We start from the raw sequence: 23,817 nt of genomic DNA, 5'->3' as shown, positions 1-23,817 counted from the left end.
CACCTCCCCCTTCAGGGGGAGGATCTGATGGACTACCCCCGCGACCTCATAGGCTATGGCGAGCACCCGCCGCACGCCCAATGGCCGGACGGCGCGCGCGTGGCCGTGCAGTTCGTGCTGAACTACGAGGAAGGCGCCGAGCGCAGCGTGCTGCACGGCGACAAGGTCAGCGAATACTTCCTGTCGGAGATGGTCGGCGCCCAGCCCATCGAGGGCATGCGCCACATGTCGATGGAGAGCCTCTACGAATACGGCTCGCGCGCCGGCTTCTGGCGCATCCGGCGCCTGTTCGAGGAATTCGACCTGCCGCTGACCGTCTACGGCGTCGCCCAGGCCATGGAGCGCGCGCCTGACGTCGTCGAGGCGATGATGAAGTCCGGCTGGGAGATCGCCAGCCACGGCTATCGCTGGATCGACTACCAGCACTTTCCCGAGGATCTCGAACGCGAGCACATCGAAAAGGCCATCGAGGTCCACAAGCGGCTGACCGGCGAGCGCCCGCTGGGCTGGTACCAGGGCCGCACCAGCCCCAACACCGCCCGCCTGGTCGCCCAGGAAGGCGGCTTCGTCTACGACGCCGACAGCTATAGCGACGACCTGCCCTACTGGGACGACCAGCACGGCCGGCCCCAGCTGATCGTGCCCTACACGCTCGACACCAACGACATGCGCTTCGCCGCCCCCCAGGGCTTCAACAGCGGCGACCAGTTCTTCGCCTATCTGCGCGACGCCTTCGACGCGCTCTGGCTGGAGGGCGAGACCGCGCCGAAGATGATGAGTATCGGCCTGCACTGTCGCATCGTCGGCAAGCCGGCCCGGATCATGGCCCTTCGCCGGTTCCTCGAGCATGTGACCCGCCACGACAAGGTCTGGGTGGCCAAGCGCATCGACATCGCCCGCCACTGGATCGCCACCCATCCGTACTCAAAGCCCTTCCCCCTTGATGGGGGAAGGGTTGGGATGGGGGTGGATACGGCGCTTGCCGGGTCAAACACCGCTTCCGGCTCGACCTCAGCATTCACCCCCATCCCCGGCCCTTCCCCCATCAAGGGGGAAGGGAGATGAGACTTTTCGATCTCAATCAGATGGACCGCGAAGCCTTCGTCACCGCCCTGGGCTTCGCCTTCGAGCTGTCGCCCTGGGTGGTCGAACGCGCCTGGGACGCCCGCCCCTTCGACAGCATCGAGGCCATGCACGGCGCGATGATGCAGGTGCTGAACGCCGCCCCTCTCGACGACAGGCTGGCCCTGATCCGCGCCCACCCTGAACTGGCCGGCAAGGCCGCGATCGCCAGGCAGCTTACCGCCGAGAGCACGGCCGAGCAGGCCGGCGCGGGCCTCGACCGGCTGACGCCCGAGGAGTTCGCGCGCTTCCACGACCTCAACGCCGCCTACGGCAAGCGCTTCGGCTTTCCGTTCATCATCGCCGTGCGGCTGAACGACAAGGCCTCGATCCTGCGGGCCATGCAGGCGCGCCTGGCCAACGACCCCGAGGCCGAGATCGCCGAGGCGATCGCCCAGATCGGCCTGATCTCAAAGCTCCGCATCCAGGACGCGGTGACGCAGTAGATGGACTATGATCTCGCCGCCTGGCTGAACCTGGCGCTTCGCTGGCTGCACGTGATCGCGGGCGTCGCCTGGATCGGCGCCTCGTTCTACTTTGTCTGGCTCGACAATAACCTGCGGGCGCCAGAGTCCTTGGATGGAAGGCCGCCCAAGGACGGGGTGAAGGGCGAGCTGTGGGCCGTGCACGGCGGCGGCTTCTACCACTCGCAGAAGTACATGACCGCGCCGGCCCACATGCCCGGCCACCTGCACTGGTTCAAGTGGGAGGCCTACACCACCTGGCTGTCGGGCTTCGCCCTGCTCTTCGTGCTCTACTACTGGAGCGCGCCCGTTTATCTGATCGACCCGGCCAAGCACGCCTTCAGCCACTGGCAGGCGGTGGGCGTGGGCCTTGCCTTCATCTTCGGCGGCCTCGCCGTCTACGAGGGCCTGTGCCGCTCGCCGCTGGTGGAGCGCCCGCGCCTGTTCGGCATCGTCTGGTTCTGCGCCCTGATCGGCGCGGCGTACGCCCTGCAACACCTCTTCACCGACCGCGGGGCGTTCATCCATGTCGGCGCCATCATCGGCACGGCGATGGCGGCCAACGTCTTCCTGACCATCATCCCCAACCAGCGCAAGATCGTCGCCGACATGCTGGCCGGCCGCGAGGTCGACCCCCGCCTGGGCGCGGCGGGCAAGCAGCGGTCGATGCACAACAACTACATGACCCTGCCGATCCTGTTCATCATGATCAGCAACCACTATCCGGCGATCACCGGCCATCCGCTGGCCTGGCTGCTGCTGGCGCTGGTGGGCGCTGCGGGGATCTCGATCCGCCACTTCTTCAACCTGCGCCACCACGGGATCATCCGGCACGACTTCCTGTTCTACGGCGCCATGCTGATGTTCGCCGTCAGCGTGATCGCCAGCCAGAAGCCCAAGGCGCCCGCCGTGCTGGGTCCGGTCAGCTTCTTCGAGGCCCAGGCGATCGTGCAGAAGCACTGCGTGACCTGCCACGCCGCCAAGCCCACGCACCGCGGCTTCGGCGCCCCGCCAAACGGCGTGACTTTCGACAGTCCCGAGCACATCGCCCGCTATGCGCCCAAGATCAAGGAACGGGCGGTGGTCAGCACGAGCATGCCGCTTGGCAACGAGACCCATATGACCGATGAGGAGCGCGCCAAGCTTGGCGCCTGGATCGAATCCGGGGCCAAACTGCCCTGAGCACGCTGGAGGCCGCCCCCTTGTCCGACGCCGATCACGAGGTCGCCCCCGACGCCCCGGCGCCGCGCAAGCGCAACGCCGAGCGGACGCGCAAGGCGATCATGTCGGCGGCGCTGAAGGAGTTCTCGCAGGCCGGCTTCGCGGGTGCACGCATCGAGCGGATCGTCAAGGCCGCCAAGTGCAACATCCGCATGCTCTACCACTACTTCGGCGACAAGAAGGGCCTCTACGTCGCCGTGCTGGAAGCCGCCTATGAAGACCTGCGCAACCGCGAGGCCGAGCTGAAGATCGACTTCGAAAAGCCGCTGGAAGGCTTCCTCGAACTGCAGCGCTTCACCTTCGAATATTTCGAGAAGAACCCCCGCTTCGAGGGCCTGCTGCGCAACGAGAACCTGATGCAGGGCAAGTTCGTCGCCCAGAGCCGGAAGGTGACCGAGACGGCCTTCCCCCTACGCCGCACCATCGAGCGCCTGATCGAAAGCGGCCAGGAACAGGGCCTGTTCCGCGACAACCTCGACCCGATCCAGATCTACGTCACCATCGCGGCCATGAGCCGTTTCCACCTGGCCAACGGCTGGTCGCTGTCGGTCACGCTCGACACCGACATGAGCACCGCCGAATGGCGGCGCGCCAGGCTCCAGCATGCTCTGGACGTGCTGGAGGGGTACCTGACGGCGGCTTGAGGCGTCGCGCCTATTTCGTGCTAAGCTGCGCGAACGATGAAAGCCGAACCGTCCATTTTCGAGGATGATGACGTCGCCGCCGAAGCGGCGGCCGACGCTGAAGGCTTGGCGGATCTGGATGCAGGCCGTGTGATCTCGCACGAGCGCATGAAGGCGTGGCTTCTTTCCTGGGGTACGCCCGAGGAAACCCCGCCCCCGAAAGTCGACTAACTCAGCGACATGCCCGATCGCGACACGTCCGTTTTCAATGTCGTCTGGTCGGTCAGATCCCGCCGAGATCTAGAGGGCATCCGAGCCTACGTCGGCCAAGTCAGGCCGATCGCCGCCCAGAGACTAGCTTTGCGTTTGATCGCCGCCGTGGAGGCGCTCGCCGAGCATCCCCATCGCGGAAGACCGGTCGGCGAGGCCCGAGAATTGGTGGTGATCGCGCCATACGTGGTGCGCTACCGCGTAAAGGGCGCGATCGTTGAGATCATCCGTATCAAGCACGGGGCCGAACGCCCCGACTGATCCTACTTCGCCATCACGTTCATGACCGCCAGGGTCATCGCCTCCACACCCGTGCGGATCGACGGCTCGGGAACCGGAGCGAAGAACGGCGAGTGGTTGACCGGCATGGGCTTGCCGGCCGCCTTCGCATCGGCCATCGCCTTTGGATCCAGGCCCCCGATCGAGAAATAGACCGACGGCACGCCGGCGATGATGAACTCCGAATAGTCCTCGCTGGCCGAGCCGGGCGAGGTCACGGCGATCGCGTCCTTGCCGAAGGCGGTCTTGAAGACGGCGGCGGTCCTGTCGGTCAGGGCCGCGTCGTTGACCACCGCCTTGCCGCCCGGAACGATCTCGAGATCCGGGGCCGGAGCGCCCGACATCTCGGCCACGGCCTTGGCGGTGCGGGTGACGCCGTCCAGGATCCGGGTGCGCACGCCGTCGTCCTGGGTGCGGATGGTGCCGCGCACCTTGGCCTTGTCGGGGATGATATTGCCGGCGCTGCCGGCCTGGATCGAACCGACGGTGACGACGCCGAACGCCGCCGGATCCTTCTCGCGGCTGATCACGCTCTGCACGTCGACGGTGAAGCGGGCGGCCATCATCACCGGGTCGATCGAGGCGGCCGGCATCGAGCCGTGGGCGCCGCGGCCGTTGAAGGTCAGCTCCAGGGCGTCCGAGGTCGAGGTCAGGACGCCGGGCTTGTAATAGACCTGCCCCGCCGGGCCGGGACCGACGTGCAAGGCGAAGCCGTAGTCGGGCTTGCCGAACTTCTGGAAGAAGCCGTCGTCGATCATCGCCTTGGCGCCGCTGACCGTCTCTTCCGAGGGCTGGGCGACGAAGACCAGCGTACCCTTCCACTTGGCCTTCTGCGCCACCAGCTGGCGGGCCGCGCCGATCCAGGCGGCCATGTGAATGTCGTGACCGCACGAGTGGGCGACGAACACGTCGGCGCCGTTCCAGGTGGTCTTTGCGCGGCTGGCGTAGGGCAGGCCGGTCTTCTCTTCCATCGGCAGGGCGTCGAGCTCGGTGCGCACGAGTACGCTGGGCCCCTCCCCGTTTTTGAGCACCGCCACCACGCCGGTCTTGCCGACGCCTTCGGTGACGGTGAAGCCCAGCGCGCGCATCTGCTCGGCCAGCTTCTTGGCGGTCTCGACCTCCTGGAAGCCCAGTTCCGGATGGGCGTGCAGGTCCTTGTAGAGCGCGTCGAGCTGCGGGTAGTCGCGGTCGAGCTGGGCCTTGATGACGGCCTTGGTCGCCGGAACGTTCAACGGGGCGGCCATCGCGGGCGCGGCCAGAAGGGCCATGGCGGCGGCGAGGGTGAGCTTCGGGGTCAAGGTCATGCGGTTCGCGGACAGATCCGCGCCTCCTCGTGAAGATACGCAAAGGGCTCCGTGGGAGGAGCCGCCCTCGCCCTTCGACAAGCTCAGGGTGAGGGCTACTGGCAAGGCGATGGGCAGTCGGGAACCTCATCCTGAGCTTGTCGAAGGACGAGGTTCCCGGAAGCGCCCTATCAGAACTTCCTGCGGGCGTTCACCCCGACGGTGCGCGGGGTCAATCCATAAAGCAGGTCCTGGTACCCGACGTTGCTGTTCTTGTTCATGATCCCCTCGGCGTCGGTGAGGTTGGTCACGAAGCCGTAGACGCCCCAGTCCTCGCCCTCGACGCCGGCCCGCAGGTTCACGGTCGAGAAGCTGCCGAACTTGTCGAAATAGACGTAGGTCGGCCGGAAGGTGGAGACCATCTCGCCGGTATAGGCGTAGTCGGCGCGCAGCAGGCCGTTGAGGCCGGCGACCGGCAGCGGCCAGACGTACTGGGCCGAGGCCGAGGCCGTCCAGTCGGGCACGTTGGCGATGCGATCGCCCTTCCTGCCGGTCGAGCCGTCGACCAGGATGTTGGCGTTGGCTTGATCCTCGGTCAGCTCGGCCTTGGTGTAGCCGATCGAGCCGTTGAGCGAGAGGCCGGTGATCGGCCGGGCGGCGATCTCCAGCTCCAGGCCCTCGATCCGCGCCGCGCCGGCGTTGGTGATGAAGGAATAGAGGCCGTCGGCCGTGATGGCGCTGGTCTGGCGGTCCTTCCAGTCGATGCGGTAGGCCGCCGCGTTGGCCGTCAGCTTGCCGCCCAGCCAGGTGGTCTTCACGCCGGCCTCGTAGTTCCACAGGCTGTCGGGATTGTAGACCACCAGCGCGCTGTTGAGGCCCGGCACGTTGTTGGCCCCGCCCGGCCGGAAGCCCTCGGCCGCCGTGGCGTAGACCATGACGTCGGAAGTGACCTTGTAGCTGGCGTTGAACTTGTAGACCCAGCCCGAGGCCTCGGCGGTCTGCTCGGTATAGGGCGCCGGCGCGGCGCCGGTCAGCACGTTGCGCTGGGTGCCGGCGCTGCCGGTGGCCTTGGTGTAGTCGTAGTGGCGCGCCCCCACCGTCAGCGAAAGGCCCTCGACCTGCGGCGGCGTCCAGGTCGCCTCGCCGAACTGGGCGGTCTGCTTGACGCCGGTGTTGACATAGCGGCCTTGCAGGTACTGCATCGGGCTGTAGGGCTGGCCCGTGGTCAGGCTGGTCAGCACCGTATTGCTGTCGATGTGGTCCTTGCGCAGCTCCATGTAGCCGCCGACCGTCCACTGAACCTGGCCCTCGCCCTTCGACGACAGCCGCAGCTCGTGGTTCCAGGCGCCCAGATACGCCGGCTGGTAGCCGATCACGCCGTTGGCGCCGCCGATGTAGGGCCGGTACTGCGGGGTGAAGTCGATCGTCCGCAGCATGTCGTGCTTGTAGTAGGCGCTCGACGCGGTGACCTCGCCGACCGGGCTCGACCATTTGCCGGTGACGCTGGTCATGTCCATCTCGGTGTCGAGGGGCAGCTTCACGGCGCTGTCGGTGTTGTAGCCGCCCAGGCGGTCGTACCAGCCTTCCAGGTCGTCGGCCGACGAGTTCTGGTGAACCTTGGTGACGACCAGCGAGATGTCGTCGGTGGGGGTGAAGCCCAGCATGGCGCGATAGCCGTCGGCGTGGCTGTCGTTGATGTTCTTGGCGCCGGTGCGGACATTGTCGACGAAGCCCGGGCGGTCCTCGGTATAGGCCACGATGCGGGCGGCCAGCTTGCCCTCGATCAGCGGGATGTTGCCCATCGCCTTCAGGTACGAGCCGCGCGAGCCGCCCTTGGTGGCGCTGGCCTGGCCCTCGATCGAGGCGCCGAACTGGCTGCTGTCGGGCTTGGCGTAGATCACCCGGATCGTGCCGCCCATCGAGCCGCCGCCGTACAGCGTGCCTTGCGGGCCGCGCAGCACCTCCACCCGCTCGACGTCGAACAGGTTGAGGTCGGCGGCGTTGTTGGCCGGATCCTGGGTCGTGCCCGAGGGCCCCGTGACCGAGGTCTCGTCGTAATAGAGGCCGGTGGTGGCCTCGCCCGAGCCCTGGACGCCGCGGATGGTCACGCGGCTCTGGCCCAGCTGGCCCTGCGTCAGGTTCACGCCCGGCACCGAGCGGAAATAGTCCTGCAGGCCGGTGGCGCCGATCTTCTGAAGGCTGTCGCCGGTCACGGCGCTGATGCTCATCGGCGTGGTCTGGAGCGTGGTCGAGCGCTTGAGCGCGGTGACGACGATCTCCTCGACGGTCTCGTCGGCCGCAGGCTTGGAGCTGGTCTGGGCGGCCGCCCCCAGCGGCGCGGCCAGGGCGGCCAGGGCCGCGGTGGAAAGCAGGATCTTGAGATCGGTACGCATAACATTCCCCAGTGCATGCATGAGAGCGCCCGCTCTGAAGGCGGGTCGGTCCCCAGGCTGGGGTACGCGGCGAAAATATGTCAACGCTTTTGTATCGATATTATTTGAATCGATATCGGCGCCCGCGGAATGGGCGCCGACCTCTCCATCGTCATCCCGGCCGAAGCGCAGCGAAGAGCCGGGACCCAGGGGCCAAGCCCAGAGCCGTTCAGCAGTTCAGCGTTTCATACAGATCGAGCCAAAGCGGGTTCATCCGCTCGATCAGCTCCAGCTTCCACACACGCCGCCAGCGCTTGATCAGCTTTTCGCGCTGGATGGCCGCGCCGATCTCGTCGTGAACTTCGTACCAGACCAGCATCGTCACGCCGTACTTGCGCGTGAAGCCGGGCATGAGCTTCTCGCGGTGCTCCCAAGTGCGGCGCGAAAGGTCGTTGGTGACGCCGACATAGAGCGTTCCGTTACGCGCGCTCGCCAGGATGTAGACGTAGGAAACGCGCTCCATTTCGCCCTCCCGAAATGAGAACAAAATGGAAACATGAAAAGGCCGCCGATGCAATGCCGGCGGCCCCTGGGTCCCGGCTCTACGCTGCGCTTCGGCCGGGATGACGACGATGGGGGTGAGACGCCTCCCCCTCAGATCCCCGGCGCGTACGGGAACGCCATCGCCTCGTAGGCCTCCAGGCTCAGCGGCGGCGGCGTCTCGCCCTTGGGCAGGGGCAGGCCGTTGATCGACTGGAAATAGGCGACCGAGGCGTCGCGCCACCACTGGGCTTCGCGGCGCTGGATGGCCAGGTAGGTCGCCACCTCGCCGTGGCGTTCGGCGTCGACATAGGGCGCCAGACCCGCCCAGGTCGCCTGCATGCCGTCAACCGCCTTCACCCCGCGCGAATAGCGGGTCACCAGCTCGTCCCACAGCGGCCGGCCGGACCTGGTGCGGTAGTCCCACGGCAGGTGGTGGAACCACAGCAGGTCCTTCTCGTCGATTTTCGAGAGATCCGAGAAGGCGGCCGCCACCGGCGGGGCGTACTGCGCGACGGCGTCGCTGCCCTTGGTCGTGCGGTCGAAGCCGATCCCGGCCTTGTCGGCCTTGTGGTAGTAGACGCTGGTCCAGTCGGCGCGCTCGCCGCCGGCCACCCATGGCCCCGGCCCGTAGTGGTGGCTGCGGCCCATCAGGTGGTGCAGGCCCATCGGGGTCATGTAGTCGACCACCGCCTCGCGCGAGCCCATCATCATCTTCACGGCAGGCCCGGTGAAGCGCCTGTCGGGCGTGAATGTCATGGCCGCCCAGTCGCGAGCGATGGCTTCGGAAGAGGCTTCCGGATCCCAGGCCAGGCGGCCGAAGGCGTACCAGTTGGCCTGGTCGAACTGCGAGCCGCTCCAGTTGCGGTCGGTCCCGATATTGGCGACCCCCGCCATCAGGGTGCGCGAATAGCCGTGCAGCTTGCCGTCCACGACCTTGGCCACGGTCGAGCCCGGCCCGGCGGCAAAGGTGTCGGCCTTCAGCACCTCTTCCCACATGGTCCCCAGGTAGGCCAGGTGGGTGGAGAAGCCGAGATACTCCTTGGTGATCTGGAACTCCATGCCGAGGTTGGTCTTCGGCATGGCCCCGAACAGCGGGTGGAACGGCTCGCGCGGCTGGAAATCGATCGCCCCGTTCTTGACCTGGACGATGACGTTCTGCGCGAACTGGCCGTCGAACGGCTTGAACTCCGAATAGCCCTGCTTGGCGCGATCGTCGGGCTGCTCGTGCGAATAGACGAAGGCTCGCCACATCACGATGCCGCCGTGCGGGCCCACGGCCTGAGCCAGCATGTTGGCGCCGTCGGCGTGGGTGCGGCCATAGTCCTGCGGACCGGGCTGGCCTTCGGAATTGGCCTTCACCAGGAAGCCGCCGAAGTCGGGAATGGCCTTGTAGATTTCGTCGGCCTTGGCCTTCCAGAAGGCCCGCACGGCCGGGTCCAGCGGGTCGGCGGTCTTCAGCCCGCCGATCTCGATCGGCGAGGAAAACCTCGCCGACAGATAGACCTTGATCCCGTACGGCCGGAACGTATCGGCCAGGGCCGCGGCCTTGGCGATATAGGGCGCCGTCAGGCTGTCGGACTTGGCGTTGACGTTGTTGAGCACCGCCCCGTTGATCCCGATCGAGGCGTTGGCGCGGGCGTAGTCGGCGTAGCGGGGATCCTTGACGTCGGGCAGCCGCCACCAGTCCCAGATCGACTGGCCCGCATAGCCGCGCTCGACGCTGCGATCCAGGTTGTCCCAGTGGTTCAGCAGCCGGTAGCGGACCTTGGGGGCGTCGAGCAGGTCCAGCCGGTCGACCGCTTGCCTGGTCTGGATCAGCGCCAGATAGCGATAGACGCCATGCAGCACGCCGATGTCCGTGTTGGCGGCGATCACCGTGAGCGGTCGTCCGCCGTCGGTCAGGGTGCGGATGCGGAAGCCCTCGTCCCCGGCGGCGTCGAGCGGCAGCTTCAGCGCGGCGATCCGGGGCGAGGATCCCGGCGTTCCCAGCAGAATCTCGCCGCCGCCGTCGCGGCGCTCGCCCAGCAGGCCGGCCAGGCCCTGTTCGAGCTCGGCGCGGGCGACCTTCAGGGTGGGCGTGTCGGCGACCGGCGCAACCGCTCCGACCGAAGCGCGATAGGCGGCCGCCTCGCCCGCCGCCGCCGGCCGATAGCGGAGCCACAGGTCATGGCCGTCCTCGGCCCAGGCGGCCAGCGGCGCCAGCAGCAGGCCGGCGGCCAGGCAGAGCCCGTAAAGCAGGTGGCTGGGTCGCATCGCATCTCCCCGTCGATCATCTGGGTCGGCCGTCTTCGCGGCCTGAAGCTGTCGCCGCATGTCCGGCGAGGTGGTCGAGTCTCCAGCACCTTATTGGTCTGACCAATGGATTGACAACCTCCCTGCCGCGTTTAAACGAAAGGAGGAAGATCGCTCGCGGGCCAAGCGCCCGCCAAGACCTCGTCGCCGGCCCAACCGGCGCCGCCGCAGAAAGACGCCGATGCTCAAGATCACCGCCGCCAGGGTCATCGTCACCTGTCCGGGCCGCAACTTCGTCACCCTGAAGATCGAGACCAGCGACGGCGTGTACGGGATCGGCGACGCCACCCTGAACGGGCGCGAACTGGCCGTGGCCAGCTACCTGAACGACCACGTCATTCCCTGCCTGATCGGCCGCGACGCCCACCAGATCGAGGACATCTGGCAGTACCTCTACAAGGGCGCCTACTGGCGGCGCGGCCCGGTGACGATGTCCGCCATCGCCGCCGTCGACATGGCCCTGTGGGACATCAAGGCCAAGGTCGCGAACCTGCCGCTCTACCAGCTGCTGGGCGGCGCCTGCCGCACCGGCGTCATGGTCTACGGCCACGCCAACGGCGCCAGCATCGAGGAGACCCTCGACAACGCCGCCGTCTATGCCGAGCAGGGCTACAAGGCCATCCGCCTGCAGTCGGGCGTGCCGGGGCTGAAGACCGTCTACGGCGTCTCCAAGGACCGCTTCTTCTACGAGCCGGCCGACGCGGCCCTGCCCAGCGAAAGCCTGTGGTCGACCGAGAAGTACCTGCGCAGCGTGCCGCCGCTGTTCGAGGCGGCGCGCGAGAAGCTGGGCTGGGACATCCACCTGCTGCACGACGTGCACCATCGCCTCACGCCCATCGAGGCCGGACGCCTGGGCAAGGACATCGAGCCCTACCGCCCGTTCTGGATGGAGGACGCCACCCCGGCCGAGAACCAGGCCAACTTCCGCCTGATCCGCCAGCACACCACCACGCCGCTGGCCGTGGGCGAGGTGTTCAACTCGATCTGGGACTGCAAACAGCTGATCGAGGAACAGCTGATCGACTATATCCGAGCCACCGTGGTCCATGCCGGCGGCATCACCCACCTGCGCCGCGTCGCCGCCTTCGCCGACATGCACGGCGTGCGCACCGGCTGCCACGGCGCCACCGACCTGTCGCCGGTCTGCATGGCCGCGGCCCTGCACTTCGACCTGTCGATCCCCAATTTCGGCATCCAGGAATACATGCGCCACACGGCCGAGACAGACGCCGTTTTCCCCCACGCCTACACCTTCGACGACGGCATGCTGCATCCGGGCGAGGCGCCGGGCCTTGGGGTCGACATCGACGAGGACCTGGCCGCCAAGTATCCCTACAGCCGCGCCTACCTGCCGGTGGCCCGCCGCGAGGACGGGTCGATGCACGACTGGTGATCGGGCACGACTGGTGAGATCCCGCGAGGGGTCTTGTCAGACCAAATAGCGGCGGCGTCCGACAAGGGTTATGCTATCGATGAGGGACCATCGGTTCCGCGCGTCGATTCCAGGAAGCCATGTCGGACAACGTCAAGCTCTACCGCAAGATCGCGGACACCGTCGCCGACGCCATCGAGGCGGGCCAGTACAAGCTGGGCGACCGCCTGCCGACCGAGCGCGAACTGGCCGAGCAGTTCGGCGTCTCTCGCCCCACCCTGCGCGAGGCGATGATCGCCCTGGAAATGCTGGGCATGATCGAGGCCCGCCACGGCCTGGGCATCTATGTCACCGGCGACGTCCGCCCCGTGGCCCCGCAGGCGGCCGAGCGCGAGACCGAGATCGGCGCCTTCGAACTTATCGAGGCCCGCCGCCTGTTCGAGGGCGAGGCCGCCGCCCTGGCCGCCACCTCGATCACCGAGGAGCAGATCGCCCAGCTGGAAAGCCTGCTCGAGCGCATGCACGAGGAAGAGGAGATCCGGGGCGAGGACGCCGACCGCGAGTTCCACCTCGTCATCGCCGCGGCCACCGGCAACGGCGCGATCATCGCCACGATCGAGAACCTGTGGGACTGGCGCAACCGCTCGGCCCTGGCCCGCAATATCCTGACCCGCGCCCGCGGCATGGGGCTGGAGCCCCGCATCGCCGAGCACCGCCGGGTGGTCGAGGCCCTCAAGGCCCGCGATCCCGCCGCCGCCCGCCAGGCCATGCGCGACCACCTTGAGCGGGTCATCGAACACCTGCTGCACGCCACCGAGACCGAGGCCGTCGAGCGCGCCCAGCAGGAAACCAACGCCCGCCGCGACGCCATCGCCAAGCGCGTGGCCATCTAGAACGCAAAACGCCCCGGCGGAGACCGCCGGGGCGCGATTGCGAGCTTGCCCGCGATCCTAGGTCGGCGTGCGCACGGACATGCCGCGGAGCCAGAAGTAGGTCGTGCCGGTGCTGGCGACCTGCAGGCTGAAGGTGTTGGCGCCGGCCTTCACCAGCTGCGGCGGGACCACGAAATAGTTGGCCTGGTAGCCGAAGCCGCCGCCGGGCACGACGTAGTTGGCGATGATCTGCGTGCCGTTGACGCTGAGGCTGACCGGGGCGTTGCCTTCCTGGTTGCCATTGCGCGACACCAGCCCGTCGAACTCGAACATCAGCGCCGCCGAGGCCGAGGCCGCCTGGTAGGTCACCGCCACCACGCCGTTCTGGGCGATCTTCACGTGGTCGCCGGCGAAGCTGCCGTCGTTCTGCGAGACCGTCAGCTGGTTGGTCTTCGGCGGCGAGACCGAGAAGTCGGCCGTGGCGACCGGCGTGTAGAACTGGCCCTTGGAGACGGCGAAGTCATAGAGCCAGAAGAAGGTGGTGGCGTTGGGCGACACCGTCAGGACGATGGTGTTGGCGCCGGACACGCAGAGCTCGGCGGGCACCGCCACTTCCACCCACTGCGGCCCGAAGCCGCCGCCCGGCACGGTGTAGTCGGCCAGGATCGGCTTGCCGTTGAAGATCAGCGAGATCGGCGAATAGCCGTCCTGGTTGCCGTTGCGCGACACCAGGCCGTACAGCGCGACGCTGACCTGCGCGGCTGGACCCAGGTCGGTCAGCGAGAACTGCAGGCCGAAGCTCGTGTTCTGGGCGTACTTGTAGTGATCGCCCGCGAACGTGCCGCCGTTGGTGGTGATCGACAGGCCGGGGCTCAGGGCGACGGGCGAGACCCGCAGATTGGCGGCCAGGGCCTTGCCGACATAGGGACCGGAGACGAAGTCGATCTCCAGGCCATAGAGCCAGAAGAAGGTCTGGGCGTTGCCGTCCACCTGCAGCTGCAGGGCGTTGGCGCCGGCCTTCAGCAGGGCCGCGGGGATCGGGAAGATCGCGTCCTGCGGGCCGAAGCCGCCGCCCGGAATGGTGAAGCCCGAGACGATCTGGCCGCCGTTGACCTGCACCGAGATCGGCGAGAAGCCTTCCTGGTTGCCGTTGCGCGACACCAGGCCGTTCACCCGCACCGCCAGGGTCTTGGTGAAGGCGTCGGCGTCCAGGTTGAACTGCACGGTGACGGCCTGGTTGTTGCCCAGGCGCTGGTGATCGCCGGCGGGCGTGCCGCCCAGGGCCGAGATCGACAGCCCCTGGGTGGTCGGCGGCGAGGTGTTGAAGACGGCGGCGCCGAGCACGAGGCCGATGGCGGCGGTGTCGGTCGAGACGATGGCGTTCATGATGTTTCCTCCTTGATTTGAACTCGGTTTCGCACTCGCACTCAGGACAGGTTTTCGGAGATCTCGGCGCACCACGCGGCGGTCTGGTCCGTGGGTGGCGCGTTGAGGTTCCAGAGCATGATCCCGGCCTTGGACGCCCCGGGCGGGTTCCAGCTGGCCAGGGGGGCCAGGTCGGCGAAGGCGGTGTTCTGGCCGGCGTTGGCGGCGTCGGCGACGCCGATGGCGACCTTCCCGGGCCCGACGAGCCCGGCGTACTGGTCGAACATTTCGGTCTGGCCCTGAACGTCGTTCCAGTAGGCCATGGTGGCGACGAACGAGATCTGGTCCTTGACCTGCGCCAGGTAGGCGTCTCGCGTCACGCCCAGATAGACCGGCAGGGTCAGCAACGCGTCCGGCCCCAGCGCCGCGCGCAGCGCCTTTATCACTTCGACGAAGTTTTCGTCGGGCGTGTAGGAGACGTCCTCGTTGTCGAGATCCACCCCGTCCAGGCCCCAGTCGTCGACGACGATCGCCTTGACGTTGGCGGCGTAGACTGTCGGATCGAGATTGCCCCAGCCGCCGGGATGGCCGTCCCAGTTCGGCTTGCCGTTGATCGACATCAGCACCTTGACGCCCCGCGCCTGCAGGGCCTTGGCGCCGGCCCGGATCTCCTGCGCGCTGTGCTTGCTGGTCAGGAAGTCGAGCGTGATGGTGTCGCCCTGGTCGCTGGGCGCGTTCACCGCGAAGGCCAGAGCCACGACCCCTACCGAGTCCGGCGTCTCCTCCAGCGACGGCCCGCCCTCGTTGTAGCCAAGCCAATAGGCCATGAAAGTCTGACTGGTCACGGGAGCCCCCTCGATCGCAGAAATGCAACCTGAGGAAGTTAGTGAAGAAATGACTCCTTTAAGATGTGCGATTCCGCACACCCAACCTCAGGGCGCGAAAATTCGAAAATCCAACAACTAGACGACCGGTCTATTATTCCCTACATAGCTGATCATGACTGCCCGCAAGAAGTCCGAGATCACCCGCGAACACATCCTGGCCAGTGGCCGCGAACTGGTGCTGCGCCAGGGTTTCGGCGGCATGGGCCTGAAGGAGCTGCTGGACGCCAGCGGCGTGCCCAAGGGCTCGTTCTATTACTACTTCGCCTCCAAGGAGGCCTTCGGCTGCGCCCTGCTGGAGGACTACTGCGCCGAATACGGGGCCAAGCTGGCCGGCCTGTTCGACGCGCCCGGCAGCGGCCGCCAGCGCCTGATGGCCTATTGGAAGGTCTGGCTGGACGGCGACACCGCCTGCGGCATGGCCGACCGCTGCCTGGTGGTGAAGCTGGGCGCCGAGATTTCCGACCTGTCGGAGGATATGCGGCGGATCCTCGACACCGGGGTCGAGCGCCTGGTGCGCCGCATCGCCGCCGTCATCGTCGAGGGCCGCGACGACGGCTCCCTGCCCGGCTCGGGCGATCCGGTCGCCACCGCCCGGGCGATGTACGCCCTGTGGCTGGGGGCGGCCATCCTGGCCAAGCTTTCCAAGGACCAGACGCCCCTGCGCGAGGCGCTGGCCACCACCGAGATCCTGCTCGCGGCCGCCTGAGCCGCTCCCTCATAACAACAAGGAGACCACCCATGCGCAGCGCGATCCACGAGACCTTCGGCGATCCGGCCGAAGTCCTGATCCTGGCCGACAGCCCGATCCCCGAGCCCGGCCCCGGCAAGGTGCGGGTGCGCACCCTGCTGTCGCCGATCCACAACCACGACCTTTGGACCGTGCGCGGCAACTACGGCTACAAGCCCGCCCTGCCCGCCATCGGCGGCAGCGAGGCGGTCGGCATCGTCGACGCCGTGGGTGAAGGCGTCGACGCAGGCCTCATTGGCCAGCGCTTCGCCGTGGCCGGCGTGCACGGCAGCTGGGCCGAGTTCTTCATCGCCTCGGCCGCCGGCCTCGTGCCCGTGCCCGACGCCATCCCCGACGAGGCCGCCGCCCAGCTGATCGCCATGCCGTTCAGCGCCATCACCCTGCTCGAGACCCTGAATGTCGAGGCCGGCGACTGGGTCGCCCAGAACACCGCCAACGGCGCGGTCGGCAAGACCCTGGCCATGCTGGCCAAGGCCCGCGGCGTCAACGTGATCAACCTGGTGCGCCGCGACGCGGGCGTGGCCGAACTGGCCGAGCTTGGCATCGACAACGCCGTCTCCACCGCCGACGCCGACTGGAAGAAGAAGGTCGCCGAACTGACCGGCGGCGCGCCGATCAAGGCCGCCGTCGACTCCATCGGCGGAACCGCCTCGGGCGACATGGCCGACCTGCTGGGCGAGAACGGCCTGCTGGTGTCGTTCGGCTCGATGACCGGCGAGCCGATGCAGATCTCGTCGGGCGCGGTGATCTTCAAGCAGCTGACCGTGAAGGGCTTCTGGGGCTCGACCGTCTCGGCCAACATGGCCCCGGACCTGCGCCGCAAGCTGATCGGCGAGCTCCTGACCCAGGTCGCCACCGGCAAGCTGAAGCTGCCGGCCGACGGCGTCTACGGCCTCGACCAGGCAGCCGACGCCGTGAAGGCCTCGCTGACCCCCGGCAAGACCGGGAAGGTGCTGCTGCGGCCTTGATTTAGCGACGGAAACCTCGCCCTTCGACAAGCTCAGGGTGAGGTTTCTCCCGCGCCGCGAGCTATGAGTGGTCCTCACCCTGAGCCCGTCCCCCGGGTCCGACCTTTGGTCGGCCCGAGGATGAACTCCGGGCGAGGACCACGCACTACCCTTTCAGCAGCGCCTTCAGCTGCGCCAACCCTCGCTCGGGCGGGCTGCCGTAACCGATCGGCTCGACGAAATTGCCCTTGGCGTCGAACAGGTAGACCGCCGACGAGTGGTCGACCGTGTATTCCCCGCCCTCGATCGCCACCTTGCGGTGATAGACGCGGTAGGCCTTGGCCGCCGCGTCGGTCTGGGCCGTCGTGCCGGTCAGGCCCCGGATGCGGTGGTCGAAGTTCGACAGATAGAGCTTCAGTTGCTCGGGCGTGTCGCGCTCGGGGTCGACCGAGACGAACACCACGTTCAGCTTGTCGGCGTCCGGGCCCAGGTCCTTCAGCCAGCCGGTCATCTCGGTCAGGGTCGTCGGGCACACCTCCGGACAGAAGGTGAAGCCGAAGAAGATCGCCGTGGGCTTGCCCAGCAGGTCCTTCTCGGTGACGGCCTTGCCGTTCTGGTCGACCAGCTGGAACGGCCCCCCCACCTTGGCCGAGGCGTTGGCCTTGGCGTGCTCGGCCGTGCGGTCGCAGGCGGCCAGGGGCGCGGCGCAGATCAGCGCCGCCAGGACGAGTTTGGACAGGATACGCACGTCTACTTGCCTCCCACGGCCTTGACCGGCGCGTTGATCGCCACCGGCGGCGCGAACTTGAACCGCAGGGTCAGCGGCACGCTGGCCCCCGCCACCAGATCGATCTTCGGCCCGATCACCATCAGGTGCTCGGCGCCGGGCTTCAGCGCCACGGCCTGGCCGGCGGGCAACGCCAGGCCGTCGGAGAGCTTGCGCATGCGCATCACCCCGCCGTCCATAGACATGGTGTGGATCTCGGCCCGGGCCGCGGCGGGGGTTTCCACCGACACCAGCTGGTCGGCGGCCGAGGCGGTCAGGGTCAGGTAGCAGCCGCCGGCCGGCGCGCCCTTGGGCGCGGCGCGGCACCAGGCGCCCTCGACGGCGACCTTGGGCGCCACCCGGGCCGGCGGCGCGGCCTGTGCGGCGCTCGCCAACGCGGCGACGGCCAGGATCGGGAGATGGAGAGTCTTCATGGTCAGGCTCCAGCCTCGAGGCGCCGCCGGGGGGACAGGCGACGCAGGATGAGATCAAGCGACAGGACCGCCGCCAGCGAGGCGCCGACGAGCGGGTAGAAAGCAGCCAGGGGCAGCACGACGGCCGCCAGGCCCAGATAGGCGCGGCGGTCGGCCGGCGGGACAGGCGCGGCCAGCCGTCCCTTCGGCCGGCGCTTCCACCACATGACCACGGCCGAGACGCCCAGCAGCCAGACGGCGATGCAGCCAGCCAGCATCAGCAGCTTGTTGAAGAGGCCGAACTGCTGGCCCTGGTGGACGGCGATGCCCCACTCGATGACCTTGGCCGCCGGTCCGAAGTCGCGATAGCGCAGGTCGGCGATCACGCGGCCGTCGCCGCCGTCGAGATAGAGGGTGCGGGTGCGTTCGACCTGGTCGGGCATGTAGGCCGCCGTCCAGGTCCCGCCGTGGGTCTTGGGCAGGGTCAGGGTGAAGCCGTCGGTCAGGCCGGCGGCCTTCACCCGCTCCACCACGGCGTCGACGCCCAGGCTCATGTGGCCGTGGCCCGAAGCAGGCGCGGCATGGGTTTGCAGCGCCCACGGCACGCCTTCGCTCGGGGCCTCGCCGGCATGGTGCGGCTGGGCGACCGGCGGACGCGGACGCCCCCAGCCGGCCTGGGTGGTCAGCTGGCGTACCTCCTTGCCCCAGACGGCCGACCACGGCATGCCGGTGGCCGCCAGGAACACGATGACCAGCCCCGCGAAGATGCCGGTCACCGCGTGCAGGTCGCGCCAGAAGACGCGCCTGGACGGCGCGCCGCGCACGGTCACCACGCCGCCGCCTCGCCCGCGCGGCCACCACAGGAAGACGCCCGTGGCCACCAGCACGATGGCCCAGCCGGCGACGATCTCGACCAGCAGGTTGGCGACCGGTCCGGCGATGTCCAGGCTGTGCAGCCGCTTGACCACACCCATGACGCCGCCGGGCGCGCCGACGCCCAGCACCTGGCCGCTGTGCGGATCGACATAGGCCGTCCGCGCGCCGTCGTCGGTGTCGAGCGCCAGCTGCACGGCGCGGTCGCCGCGCGCCGGTATCACCAGCTGCCGGACCTTGCCGCCCGCCGCCACCTCGGCGGCGGCGATCCAGGCCGACGGCCGGGTCGTGCCCGGCCCATCGGCCACCACCGCCAGAGGCCGCTGCACGATCGCGGTCAGCTCGTCCTTGAACAGGTAGAGCCCGCCGGTCAGGGCCAGCAGCATCAGGACCGGCAGCACCAGCAGGCCGGCATAGAAGTGCCAGCGCCAGAAGGCGCGGTAGACCTCGCCGGCCGGGGTTTCACTCGCCGTCGCCATGGTCAGAACGACACCGTCACGCCGCCGAACACCGAGCGGCCGTCGCCCGGCCAGACGGCCGCGGTCGCGGCGGTCCAGGTGGTGGCCGCCTGGACGTTGGACACATAGGCCTCGTCCGTCAAATTGCGGGCGTCGAGGAACAGCGAGACCTTGTCGGTCGCCTTCCAGCCGGCGTTGAGGTTGAGGATCGCGTAGGACGGCGCGGTCCTGGTGTTCTTGTAGTCGATCCACTGGTCGCTGGCGGACCACTCCACCGACGGGGCCAGGAACCAGCCGGCGGCCGCGTCGTAACGCAGCTCGGCCCGGTAGAAGTGCTTGGGCACGATGGGCAGGCGGTTGTCGCCGTACTGGGCGTCGCCGTCGAAGCGGAAGTCCGACAGGGTGTAGGTCTGGCGCAGGCGCCAGCGCGGCGCGAAGGCCCAGTCCAGCGCCGCCTCGATCCCCTGGTGGATGGTGTCGTCGGCGTTGAAGGTGGCGGCCGGATGCTGGCTGTCGACCGCGAACTGCAACAGCTCGTGCTTCAGCTTGGCGCGATAGGCGGTCAGGTCGTAGGTGAAGGCTCCGCGATGGCCGCGCGCACCCGCTTCGGCGGTCCAGGCCTCCTGCGCCTGGATCGGCGCGAAGCCCACATTGCTCGGCGACAGCGAGCTGAAGTTCGGCGGCTCGACCGAGCGGGTGACGTTGGCGAACAGCTGCGAGCCGTCGTCGCCCTGCCACAGCACGCCCACCCGCGGCGACACCCACTCATAGTCCTTGTCGGCCGTCAGGTTGAAGGTCGAGGCCGCGGCCGGAACCTTGAAGCTCTGGTAGTCGCGCTCGGCCCGGCCCCAGGTCAGGCCCCCGACCAGGATCACGTGGTCGGTGACGAACAGGCGCCCTTCGCCGAACACGTCGGCGGCCTTGGCGTTCTGCAGCGACAGCGACTGGAGCGCGCCGCGCCCGCCCCGGACGTTGGTGTAGAAGGCCGAGTCCAGGTCGCCCTGGCGATACCAGGCGCCCAGATAGGCGTCGGCCTTCAGCCCGCCGACCTCGCCGTCCCAGTCCAGCCGCCCGAAGGCGCCGTAGTTGCGGCTCTGCTGGTCGATGACCTGGAAGATCGGGTGGTCCAGATCCTTCCACACCGCATAGACCGCGCCCTGGAACACCGTGTGCTCGTCGAGGCGCCAGGTGGTGCGCAGCGAGCCGCGCAGGCCGCGCTGGTTGCGGCCCTGGTCGTTGGCGAGGCTGGCGGCCGCGCTCTGGCGCGGATTGGCCTGGAACTGCGCCAGGGTCAGGGCGCCCGGGATCTCCTGGGCGATGTTGGAGCCGTTGAGGATGAAACGCACCTCGCGGTCCTGCCCGAAGCTGCGCCCCAGGTTCAGGGTGGCGAACTGGATGTTCTGCTGGCTCTGCGAGCGCCAGCCCTGGCTGGTCTGGTTGGTGGCGGCGGCATAGAGGTCCCAGTCGCCCGACTGGCCGGCCACGGCGGCGTGCTCGCGGATCAGCCCGAACGAGCCGCCGTCGACGCGCAGGCGAGCGTTGAAGCCGGCGTCCTTGCCCGTGGGCGTGACCATGTTGATCGCCCCGCCCAGCAAGGCGCCGCCGAAGCGCAGGGCGTTGCCGCCGCGATAGACCTCGGCGTAGCGGGTGTTCAGCGGATCGGCGATCTGGCTGTCGCCATAGCCGTCGGCCTCGTTCAGCGGCACGCCGTCCTGGGCCAGCAAAAGACCACGGTTGTGGCTGGCGTTGCCGATCCCCGAGCCGCGGATCGAGATGCGCACGTCGCCGCCCCACTTGCGCTGGGCGTAGACCCCGGGAGCATCGCGCAGCATGTCATCCAGCGCCAGGGCCTGGCGGCTGGCATAGGCCTCCTGCGAGATCACCGACACCGCGCCGGGGGTTTCGGACAGGCGCTTGCGGGCGTCGGCGACGACGGAGGGATCTTCGGCGTTGCGACGGGCGGTGACGATCACCGACGAGACGGCGGCCTCGGCGTCGTCGGGGGTCTCGGCGAAGGCGGCGGCCGGGACGAGCGCGGACAGGGCGCAGGCGGCCAGGAGAACGGATTTCATCTTCGGGTCCTTGGGCCGCGCCTCGCACGGCCATCAGCAGGCGGATCTTGGCCGGGCGCGGTCTCGCGCGCGGCGTTACGGGCCCGGCGCGCGGCCGGGCGCTCCGCCGGTCGCGCGACCGGCGGTCAGATCAGCAGGCTGGGAGGACCTCTGGCCGGCAGCGGCGGCGCGGCCAGGCCCCGGCCGGGGGCCAGGTGGACGACGCGGGCCGGCTGCGGCTGGGTGGCATAGGCGACGAACTCGACCGGCGCGACGGCTAGGTCAGCCGGCGGCGCGCCCATGGCCGCACCCAGGGCCGCGAAGGCGCAGGGGGCGTCGGCGGGCTTCTCGTCGGAGCCCTTCTTGTGATCCAGGCGCTCGCCGGGCGCGACGACCATGGCCCCCTGGCCGGTGCAGAGCACCAGGGCGAAGGGCAGGCCGTTGCGCGGTTCCGGCGCGGTCATGAAGCCGGCCGGGATCAGCACCTTCAAGGCGACCGCCAGCGCCGCGAGCGTCATGAAGACGGCGCGGGCGTTGGTCCAGCGATGGAAGGTCGGCCGGGTCACGCTTCAGGCTTTAGCTCAAGCGGCGCGGATTGTCCTTGGTCATTCCGTCCCAGCCACATCATCCCTGGCGCGAAACGCGGCGCAGGGTACAACCGAGCCCATGATCGACCGCCGTTCTTTCCTTGCGTCCGCCGCCGCCCTGGCCGCGCCCGTCCCCGCCCTGGCCCGCGAGACCGAGGGCGAGCGCCTGACCGCCGTGCTGGAGGGCCTGATCGGCAAGGCGATGCTCGACTCGCCGCAGCTGATGACCCTGACGGGCATGGACGCCGGCCCCAACGCCGCCGCGCGCGGCAGGCTGGACGACCGCTCGCCGGCCGGGATCGCCCGCACCCGCCAGCTGTTCGTCGACCTGCAGGCCCAGCTTGCGACCTTCGACGCCAAGGCCCTGACCGGCATGGACCGGGTCAACCATCGCTCGGCCGCCTATCTGGCCGACACCACCTTGCAGAGCTACGCCATGCCGTTCGGCGATCCGAACGTCGGCGTCGCCGTGCCCTACATCGTCTCGCAGCTGTCGGGCGCCTATCGCGCCGTGCCCAGCTTCCTGGCCGACACCCATCCGGTGAAGACGAAGGAAGACGCCGAGGCCTACCTCTCGCGCCTGTCGGCCTTCGCCGGGCTGCTCGACCAGGAAACCGCCCGGGCTCGCGCCGACTTCGCCAAGGGCGCCACCCCGCCCGACTTCGTGCTGCGCACCACCCTGGCCCAGTTCTCGGCCCTGCTGGCGCCGGCCCCGGCCAGGTCCGAGCTGGTGACGGGCCTCACCCGCCGCACTGCCGCCATCCCCGGCGAGTGGGAAGCCCGCGCATCGAAGATCGTCGAGGCCGAGGTCTATCCGGCCCTACGCCGCCAGGCCGACCTGCTGACCGCCGCCCTGCCCACCGCGACCCACGACGCCGGCGTCTGGCGCCTGCCGGACGGCGAGGCCTACTACCGCTACGCCGTGCGCTCGGCCACGACCACCGACCTGGCCGGCGAGGAGATCCACCGCCTGGGCCTGGAGCTGGTTGCTCGGTTCAGCGCCCGCGCCGACGCCATCCTCAGGGCCCGCGGCCTGACGCAGGGCCCGGTCGGCGCCCGCATCGCCGCCCTGCGTCGCGACCCGGCCAATCTCTATCCCAACGACGACGCCGGCCGCCGCCCTGCTGGCCGACCTGGAGGCCAAGACCCAGGCCATGCGCGAGCGCCTGCCCGGCTATTTCGGCCGCCTGCCCAAGGCCGGGGTGAAGATCCAGCGCATCCCGCCGTCGATCGAGAGCGGCGCGCCCGGCGCCTACTACACCCCGCCCAGCTTGGACGGCTCGCGCCCTGGCCTGTTCTCGATCAACCTGCGCGACACGGCCGAGCAGCCGCGTTTCGACCTGCCGACCCTGGTGTTCCACGAGGCCATCCCCGGCCACCACCTGCAGAACGCCCTGATGATGGAGGCGCCGGGCATCCCCACCCTGCGCCGCCTGCCGATCTTCTCGGGCTATTCGGAAGGCTGGGCGCTCTATGCCGAGGAGCTGGCCGACGAGATGGGGGCCTACAAGGACGATCCATTGGGCCAGCTCGGCTACATCGCCTCGATGCTGTTCCGCGCCTCGCGGCTGGTGCTCGACTCCGGCATCCACGCCAAGCGCTGGAGCCGCGAGCGGGCCATCGCCTACATGTCGGAGACGCTGGGCGACGCCGAAAGCTCGGTCACCCGCGAGATCGAGCGCTACTGCGTCCAGCCGGGCCAGGCGTCCAGCTACATGCTCGGCTGGCGCACCTGGACGGAAAGCCGGGCCCGCGCCCAAAAGCGCCTGGGCGACAGGTTCAGCCTCAAGGGCTTCCACGACACAGGCCTGACCGCCGGCACCATGCCGCTCGACGTGCTGGCCTCGGTGATCGACGAGTGGAAGGGGATTTGAGGGTCGGCGCTCCCCAGGGCGCCTTCTCACCCAAACGGCTCGTCATCCCGGAAAGCCCGCAGGGCTTATCCTGGACCCAGGGGCCGGCGCACCGCAGGCGGCCTCTGGGTCCCGGCTCTACGGTCCGCTACGCGG

21 protein-coding genes and 3 pseudogenes are annotated in these 23,817 nt (G+C 68.7%); 11 read left to right on the top strand and 13 right to left on the bottom strand.

What is annotated here, in order from left to right; all coding sequences use genetic code 11:
- Positions 1–27: 27 nt before the first annotated feature.
- The 6 genes and pseudogenes from puuE to DDF62_RS18275 all read left to right on the top strand — a co-directional run.
- Positions 28–924, top strand: a pseudogene (gene puuE, locus DDF62_RS18300) (allantoinase PuuE); the annotation flags it as partial.
- A gap of 137 nt (positions 925–1,061) precedes the next feature.
- Positions 1,062–1,568, top strand: coding sequence for a 2-oxo-4-hydroxy-4-carboxy-5-ureidoimidazoline decarboxylase (gene uraD / locus DDF62_RS18295; protein ID WP_116490426.1), 507 nt, complete (start codon positions 1,062–1,064; stop codon positions 1,566–1,568).
- Positions 1,569–2,768, top strand: coding sequence for a urate hydroxylase PuuD (locus DDF62_RS18290; protein ID WP_116490425.1), 1,200 nt, complete (start codon positions 1,569–1,571; stop codon positions 2,766–2,768).
- Between the two features lie 20 nt (positions 2,769–2,788).
- Positions 2,789–3,451, top strand: a complete 663-nt coding sequence (locus DDF62_RS18285; protein ID WP_244286863.1) for a TetR/AcrR family transcriptional regulator — start codon at positions 2,789–2,791, stop codon at positions 3,449–3,451.
- A gap of 36 nt (positions 3,452–3,487) precedes the next feature.
- On the top strand, positions 3,488–3,661 hold the full coding sequence (locus DDF62_RS18280; protein ID WP_116490424.1) for a CopG family transcriptional regulator: 174 nt from the start codon (positions 3,488–3,490) through the stop codon (positions 3,659–3,661).
- A gap of 9 nt (positions 3,662–3,670) precedes the next feature.
- Positions 3,671–3,961, top strand: a complete 291-nt coding sequence (locus tag DDF62_RS18275) for a type II toxin-antitoxin system RelE/ParE family toxin (RefSeq protein ID WP_116490423.1) — start codon at positions 3,671–3,673, stop codon at positions 3,959–3,961.
- A 2-nt stretch (positions 3,962–3,963) separates the two neighbouring features.
- Here the strand turns inward: DDF62_RS18275 and DDF62_RS18270 are convergent, their stop codons facing one another.
- The 5 genes and pseudogenes from DDF62_RS18270 to DDF62_RS18255 form a co-directional block, all read right to left on the bottom strand.
- Complete coding sequence (locus DDF62_RS18270) at positions 3,964–5,283, bottom strand: amidohydrolase (protein WP_116490422.1); 1,320 nt, start codon at positions 5,281–5,283, stop codon at positions 3,964–3,966.
- A gap of 55 nt (positions 5,284–5,338) precedes the next feature.
- Positions 5,339–5,435: pseudogene (locus tag DDF62_RS26745) on the bottom strand (hypothetical protein); the annotation flags it as partial.
- 18 nt (positions 5,436–5,453) lie between these two features.
- Complete coding sequence (locus tag DDF62_RS18265; protein ID WP_116490421.1) at positions 5,454–7,655, bottom strand: TonB-dependent receptor; 2,202 nt, start codon at positions 7,653–7,655, stop codon at positions 5,454–5,456.
- Positions 7,656–7,863: 208 nt separating this feature from the next.
- Positions 7,864–8,157 carry a GIY-YIG nuclease family protein gene (locus DDF62_RS18260; protein ID WP_116490420.1) on the bottom strand — a complete coding sequence of 98 codons (294 nt, stop codon included), beginning with the start codon at positions 8,155–8,157 and terminating at the stop codon, positions 7,864–7,866.
- Between the two features lie 131 nt (positions 8,158–8,288).
- Positions 8,289–10,430 (bottom strand): alpha-glucuronidase family glycosyl hydrolase, encoded by a 2,142-nt coding sequence (locus tag DDF62_RS18255; protein ID WP_116490419.1) that lies wholly within the window; start codon positions 10,428–10,430, stop codon positions 8,289–8,291.
- Positions 10,431–10,650: 220 nt separating this feature from the next.
- Here DDF62_RS18255 and manD point away from each other — a divergent pair, with 220 nt between their 5' ends.
- Both manD and DDF62_RS18245 read left to right on the top strand, forming a co-directional pair.
- Positions 10,651–11,862, top strand: coding sequence for a D-mannonate dehydratase ManD (manD, locus tag DDF62_RS18250; RefSeq protein WP_116490418.1), 1,212 nt, complete (start codon positions 10,651–10,653; stop codon positions 11,860–11,862).
- Positions 11,863–11,981: 119 nt separating this feature from the next.
- The gene (locus DDF62_RS18245) at positions 11,982–12,734 is read left to right on the top strand and encodes a FadR/GntR family transcriptional regulator (RefSeq protein WP_109100550.1); all 753 of its coding nucleotides are present in this window, start codon (positions 11,982–11,984) and stop codon (positions 12,732–12,734) included.
- A 57-nt stretch (positions 12,735–12,791) separates the two neighbouring features.
- Here the strand turns inward: DDF62_RS18245 and DDF62_RS18240 are convergent, their stop codons facing one another.
- Both DDF62_RS18240 and DDF62_RS18235 read right to left on the bottom strand, forming a co-directional pair.
- A complete protein-coding gene (locus tag DDF62_RS18240; RefSeq protein ID WP_116490417.1) occupies positions 12,792–14,099 on the bottom strand; it encodes a hypothetical protein in 1,308 nt (435 codons plus the stop codon).
- Positions 14,100–14,140: 41 nt separating this feature from the next.
- Entirely contained in the window at positions 14,141–14,923 is a 783-nt protein-coding gene (locus tag DDF62_RS18235) for an EndoS/ChiA family endoglycosidase (RefSeq protein ID WP_133244951.1), read from the bottom strand.
- Positions 14,924–15,077: 154 nt separating this feature from the next.
- Here DDF62_RS18235 and DDF62_RS18230 point away from each other — a divergent pair, with 154 nt between their 5' ends.
- Positions 15,078–15,671 (top strand): TetR/AcrR family transcriptional regulator, encoded by a 594-nt coding sequence (locus DDF62_RS18230; protein WP_116490415.1) that lies wholly within the window; start codon positions 15,078–15,080, stop codon positions 15,669–15,671.
- A gap of 32 nt (positions 15,672–15,703) precedes the next feature.
- Complete coding sequence (locus DDF62_RS18225) at positions 15,704–16,681, top strand: zinc-binding dehydrogenase (RefSeq protein ID WP_116490414.1); 978 nt, start codon at positions 15,704–15,706, stop codon at positions 16,679–16,681.
- A 145-nt stretch (positions 16,682–16,826) separates the two neighbouring features.
- Here DDF62_RS18225 and DDF62_RS18220 read toward each other — a convergent pair whose 3' ends face one another.
- From DDF62_RS18220 to DDF62_RS26305, 6 genes are all read right to left on the bottom strand, one after another.
- The gene (locus DDF62_RS18220; RefSeq protein WP_244286862.1) at positions 16,827–17,408 is read right to left on the bottom strand and encodes an SCO family protein; all 582 of its coding nucleotides are present in this window, start codon (positions 17,406–17,408) and stop codon (positions 16,827–16,829) included.
- A 2-nt stretch (positions 17,409–17,410) separates the two neighbouring features.
- Positions 17,411–17,860 carry a copper chaperone PCu(A)C gene (locus DDF62_RS18215; RefSeq protein WP_116490413.1) on the bottom strand — a complete coding sequence of 150 codons (450 nt, stop codon included), beginning with the start codon at positions 17,858–17,860 and terminating at the stop codon, positions 17,411–17,413.
- A 2-nt stretch (positions 17,861–17,862) separates the two neighbouring features.
- Positions 17,863–19,191, bottom strand: a complete 1,329-nt coding sequence (locus DDF62_RS18210; protein ID WP_116490412.1) for a PepSY-associated TM helix domain-containing protein — start codon at positions 19,189–19,191, stop codon at positions 17,863–17,865.
- 2 nt (positions 19,192–19,193) lie between these two features.
- Positions 19,194–21,242, bottom strand: a complete 2,049-nt coding sequence (locus tag DDF62_RS18205) for a TonB-dependent receptor family protein (RefSeq protein ID WP_116490411.1) — start codon at positions 21,240–21,242, stop codon at positions 19,194–19,196.
- A gap of 125 nt (positions 21,243–21,367) precedes the next feature.
- On the bottom strand, positions 21,368–21,787 hold the full coding sequence (locus DDF62_RS18200) for a DUF2946 family protein (protein ID WP_165832294.1): 420 nt from the start codon (positions 21,785–21,787) through the stop codon (positions 21,368–21,370).
- Between the two features lie 58 nt (positions 21,788–21,845).
- Complete coding sequence (locus DDF62_RS26305) at positions 21,846–22,199, bottom strand: hypothetical protein (protein ID WP_244286861.1); 354 nt, start codon at positions 22,197–22,199, stop codon at positions 21,846–21,848.
- Here DDF62_RS26305 and DDF62_RS26740 point away from each other — a divergent pair.
- A pseudogene (locus DDF62_RS26740) lies at positions 22,083–23,682 on the top strand (DUF885 domain-containing protein). The gene DDF62_RS26305 and the pseudogene DDF62_RS26740 overlap by 117 nt on opposite strands.
- Positions 23,683–23,817 lie beyond the last annotated feature (135 nt).

It is taken from the genome of Caulobacter radicis (genome assembly GCF_003094615.1).
GTDB classification, from domain to species: Bacteria; Pseudomonadota; Alphaproteobacteria; order Caulobacterales; family Caulobacteraceae; genus Caulobacter; species Caulobacter radicis.
Note: the sequence above shows the minus strand (reverse complement) of the source record. Positions and strands in the feature narration are given on the sequence as shown.

Bases quoted from the DNA above. Each gene is read 5' to 3' on its own strand.
- uraD (WP_116490426.1), top strand. From the start codon at position 1,062: ATGAGACTTTTCGATCTCAATCAGATGGACCGCGAAGCCTTCGTCACC.
- DDF62_RS18290 (WP_116490425.1), top strand. From the start codon at position 1,569: ATGGACTATGATCTCGCCGCCTGGCTGAACCTGGCGCTTCGCTGGCTG.
- DDF62_RS18280 (WP_116490424.1), top strand. From the start codon at position 3,488: ATGAAAGCCGAACCGTCCATTTTCGAGGATGATGACGTCGCCGCCGAA.
- DDF62_RS18275 (WP_116490423.1), top strand. From the start codon at position 3,671: ATGCCCGATCGCGACACGTCCGTTTTCAATGTCGTCTGGTCGGTCAGA.
- DDF62_RS18270 (WP_116490422.1), bottom strand. From the start codon at position 5,283: ATGACCTTGACCCCGAAGCTCACCCTCGCCGCCGCCATGGCCCTTCTG.
- DDF62_RS18265 (WP_116490421.1), bottom strand. From the start codon at position 7,655: ATGCGTACCGATCTCAAGATCCTGCTTTCCACCGCGGCCCTGGCCGCC.
- DDF62_RS18260 (WP_116490420.1), bottom strand. From the start codon at position 8,157: ATGGAGCGCGTTTCCTACGTCTACATCCTGGCGAGCGCGCGTAACGGA.
- DDF62_RS18255 (WP_116490419.1), bottom strand. From the start codon at position 10,430: ATGCGACCCAGCCACCTGCTTTACGGGCTCTGCCTGGCCGCCGGCCTG.
- manD (WP_116490418.1), top strand. From the start codon at position 10,651: ATGCTCAAGATCACCGCCGCCAGGGTCATCGTCACCTGTCCGGGCCGC.
- DDF62_RS18245 (WP_109100550.1), top strand. From the start codon at position 11,982: ATGTCGGACAACGTCAAGCTCTACCGCAAGATCGCGGACACCGTCGCC.
- DDF62_RS18240 (WP_116490417.1), bottom strand. From the start codon at position 14,099: ATGAACGCCATCGTCTCGACCGACACCGCCGCCATCGGCCTCGTGCTC.
- DDF62_RS18230 (WP_116490415.1), top strand. From the start codon at position 15,078: ATGACTGCCCGCAAGAAGTCCGAGATCACCCGCGAACACATCCTGGCC.
- DDF62_RS18225 (WP_116490414.1), top strand. From the start codon at position 15,704: ATGCGCAGCGCGATCCACGAGACCTTCGGCGATCCGGCCGAAGTCCTG.
- DDF62_RS18215 (WP_116490413.1), bottom strand. From the start codon at position 17,860: ATGAAGACTCTCCATCTCCCGATCCTGGCCGTCGCCGCGTTGGCGAGC.
- DDF62_RS18210 (WP_116490412.1), bottom strand. From the start codon at position 19,191: ATGGCGACGGCGAGTGAAACCCCGGCCGGCGAGGTCTACCGCGCCTTC.
- DDF62_RS18205 (WP_116490411.1), bottom strand. From the start codon at position 21,242: ATGAAATCCGTTCTCCTGGCCGCCTGCGCCCTGTCCGCGCTCGTCCCG.
- DDF62_RS26305 (WP_244286861.1), bottom strand. From the start codon at position 22,199: ATGGTTGACCCGGTCCATGCCGGTCAGGGCCTTGGCGTCGAAGGTCGC.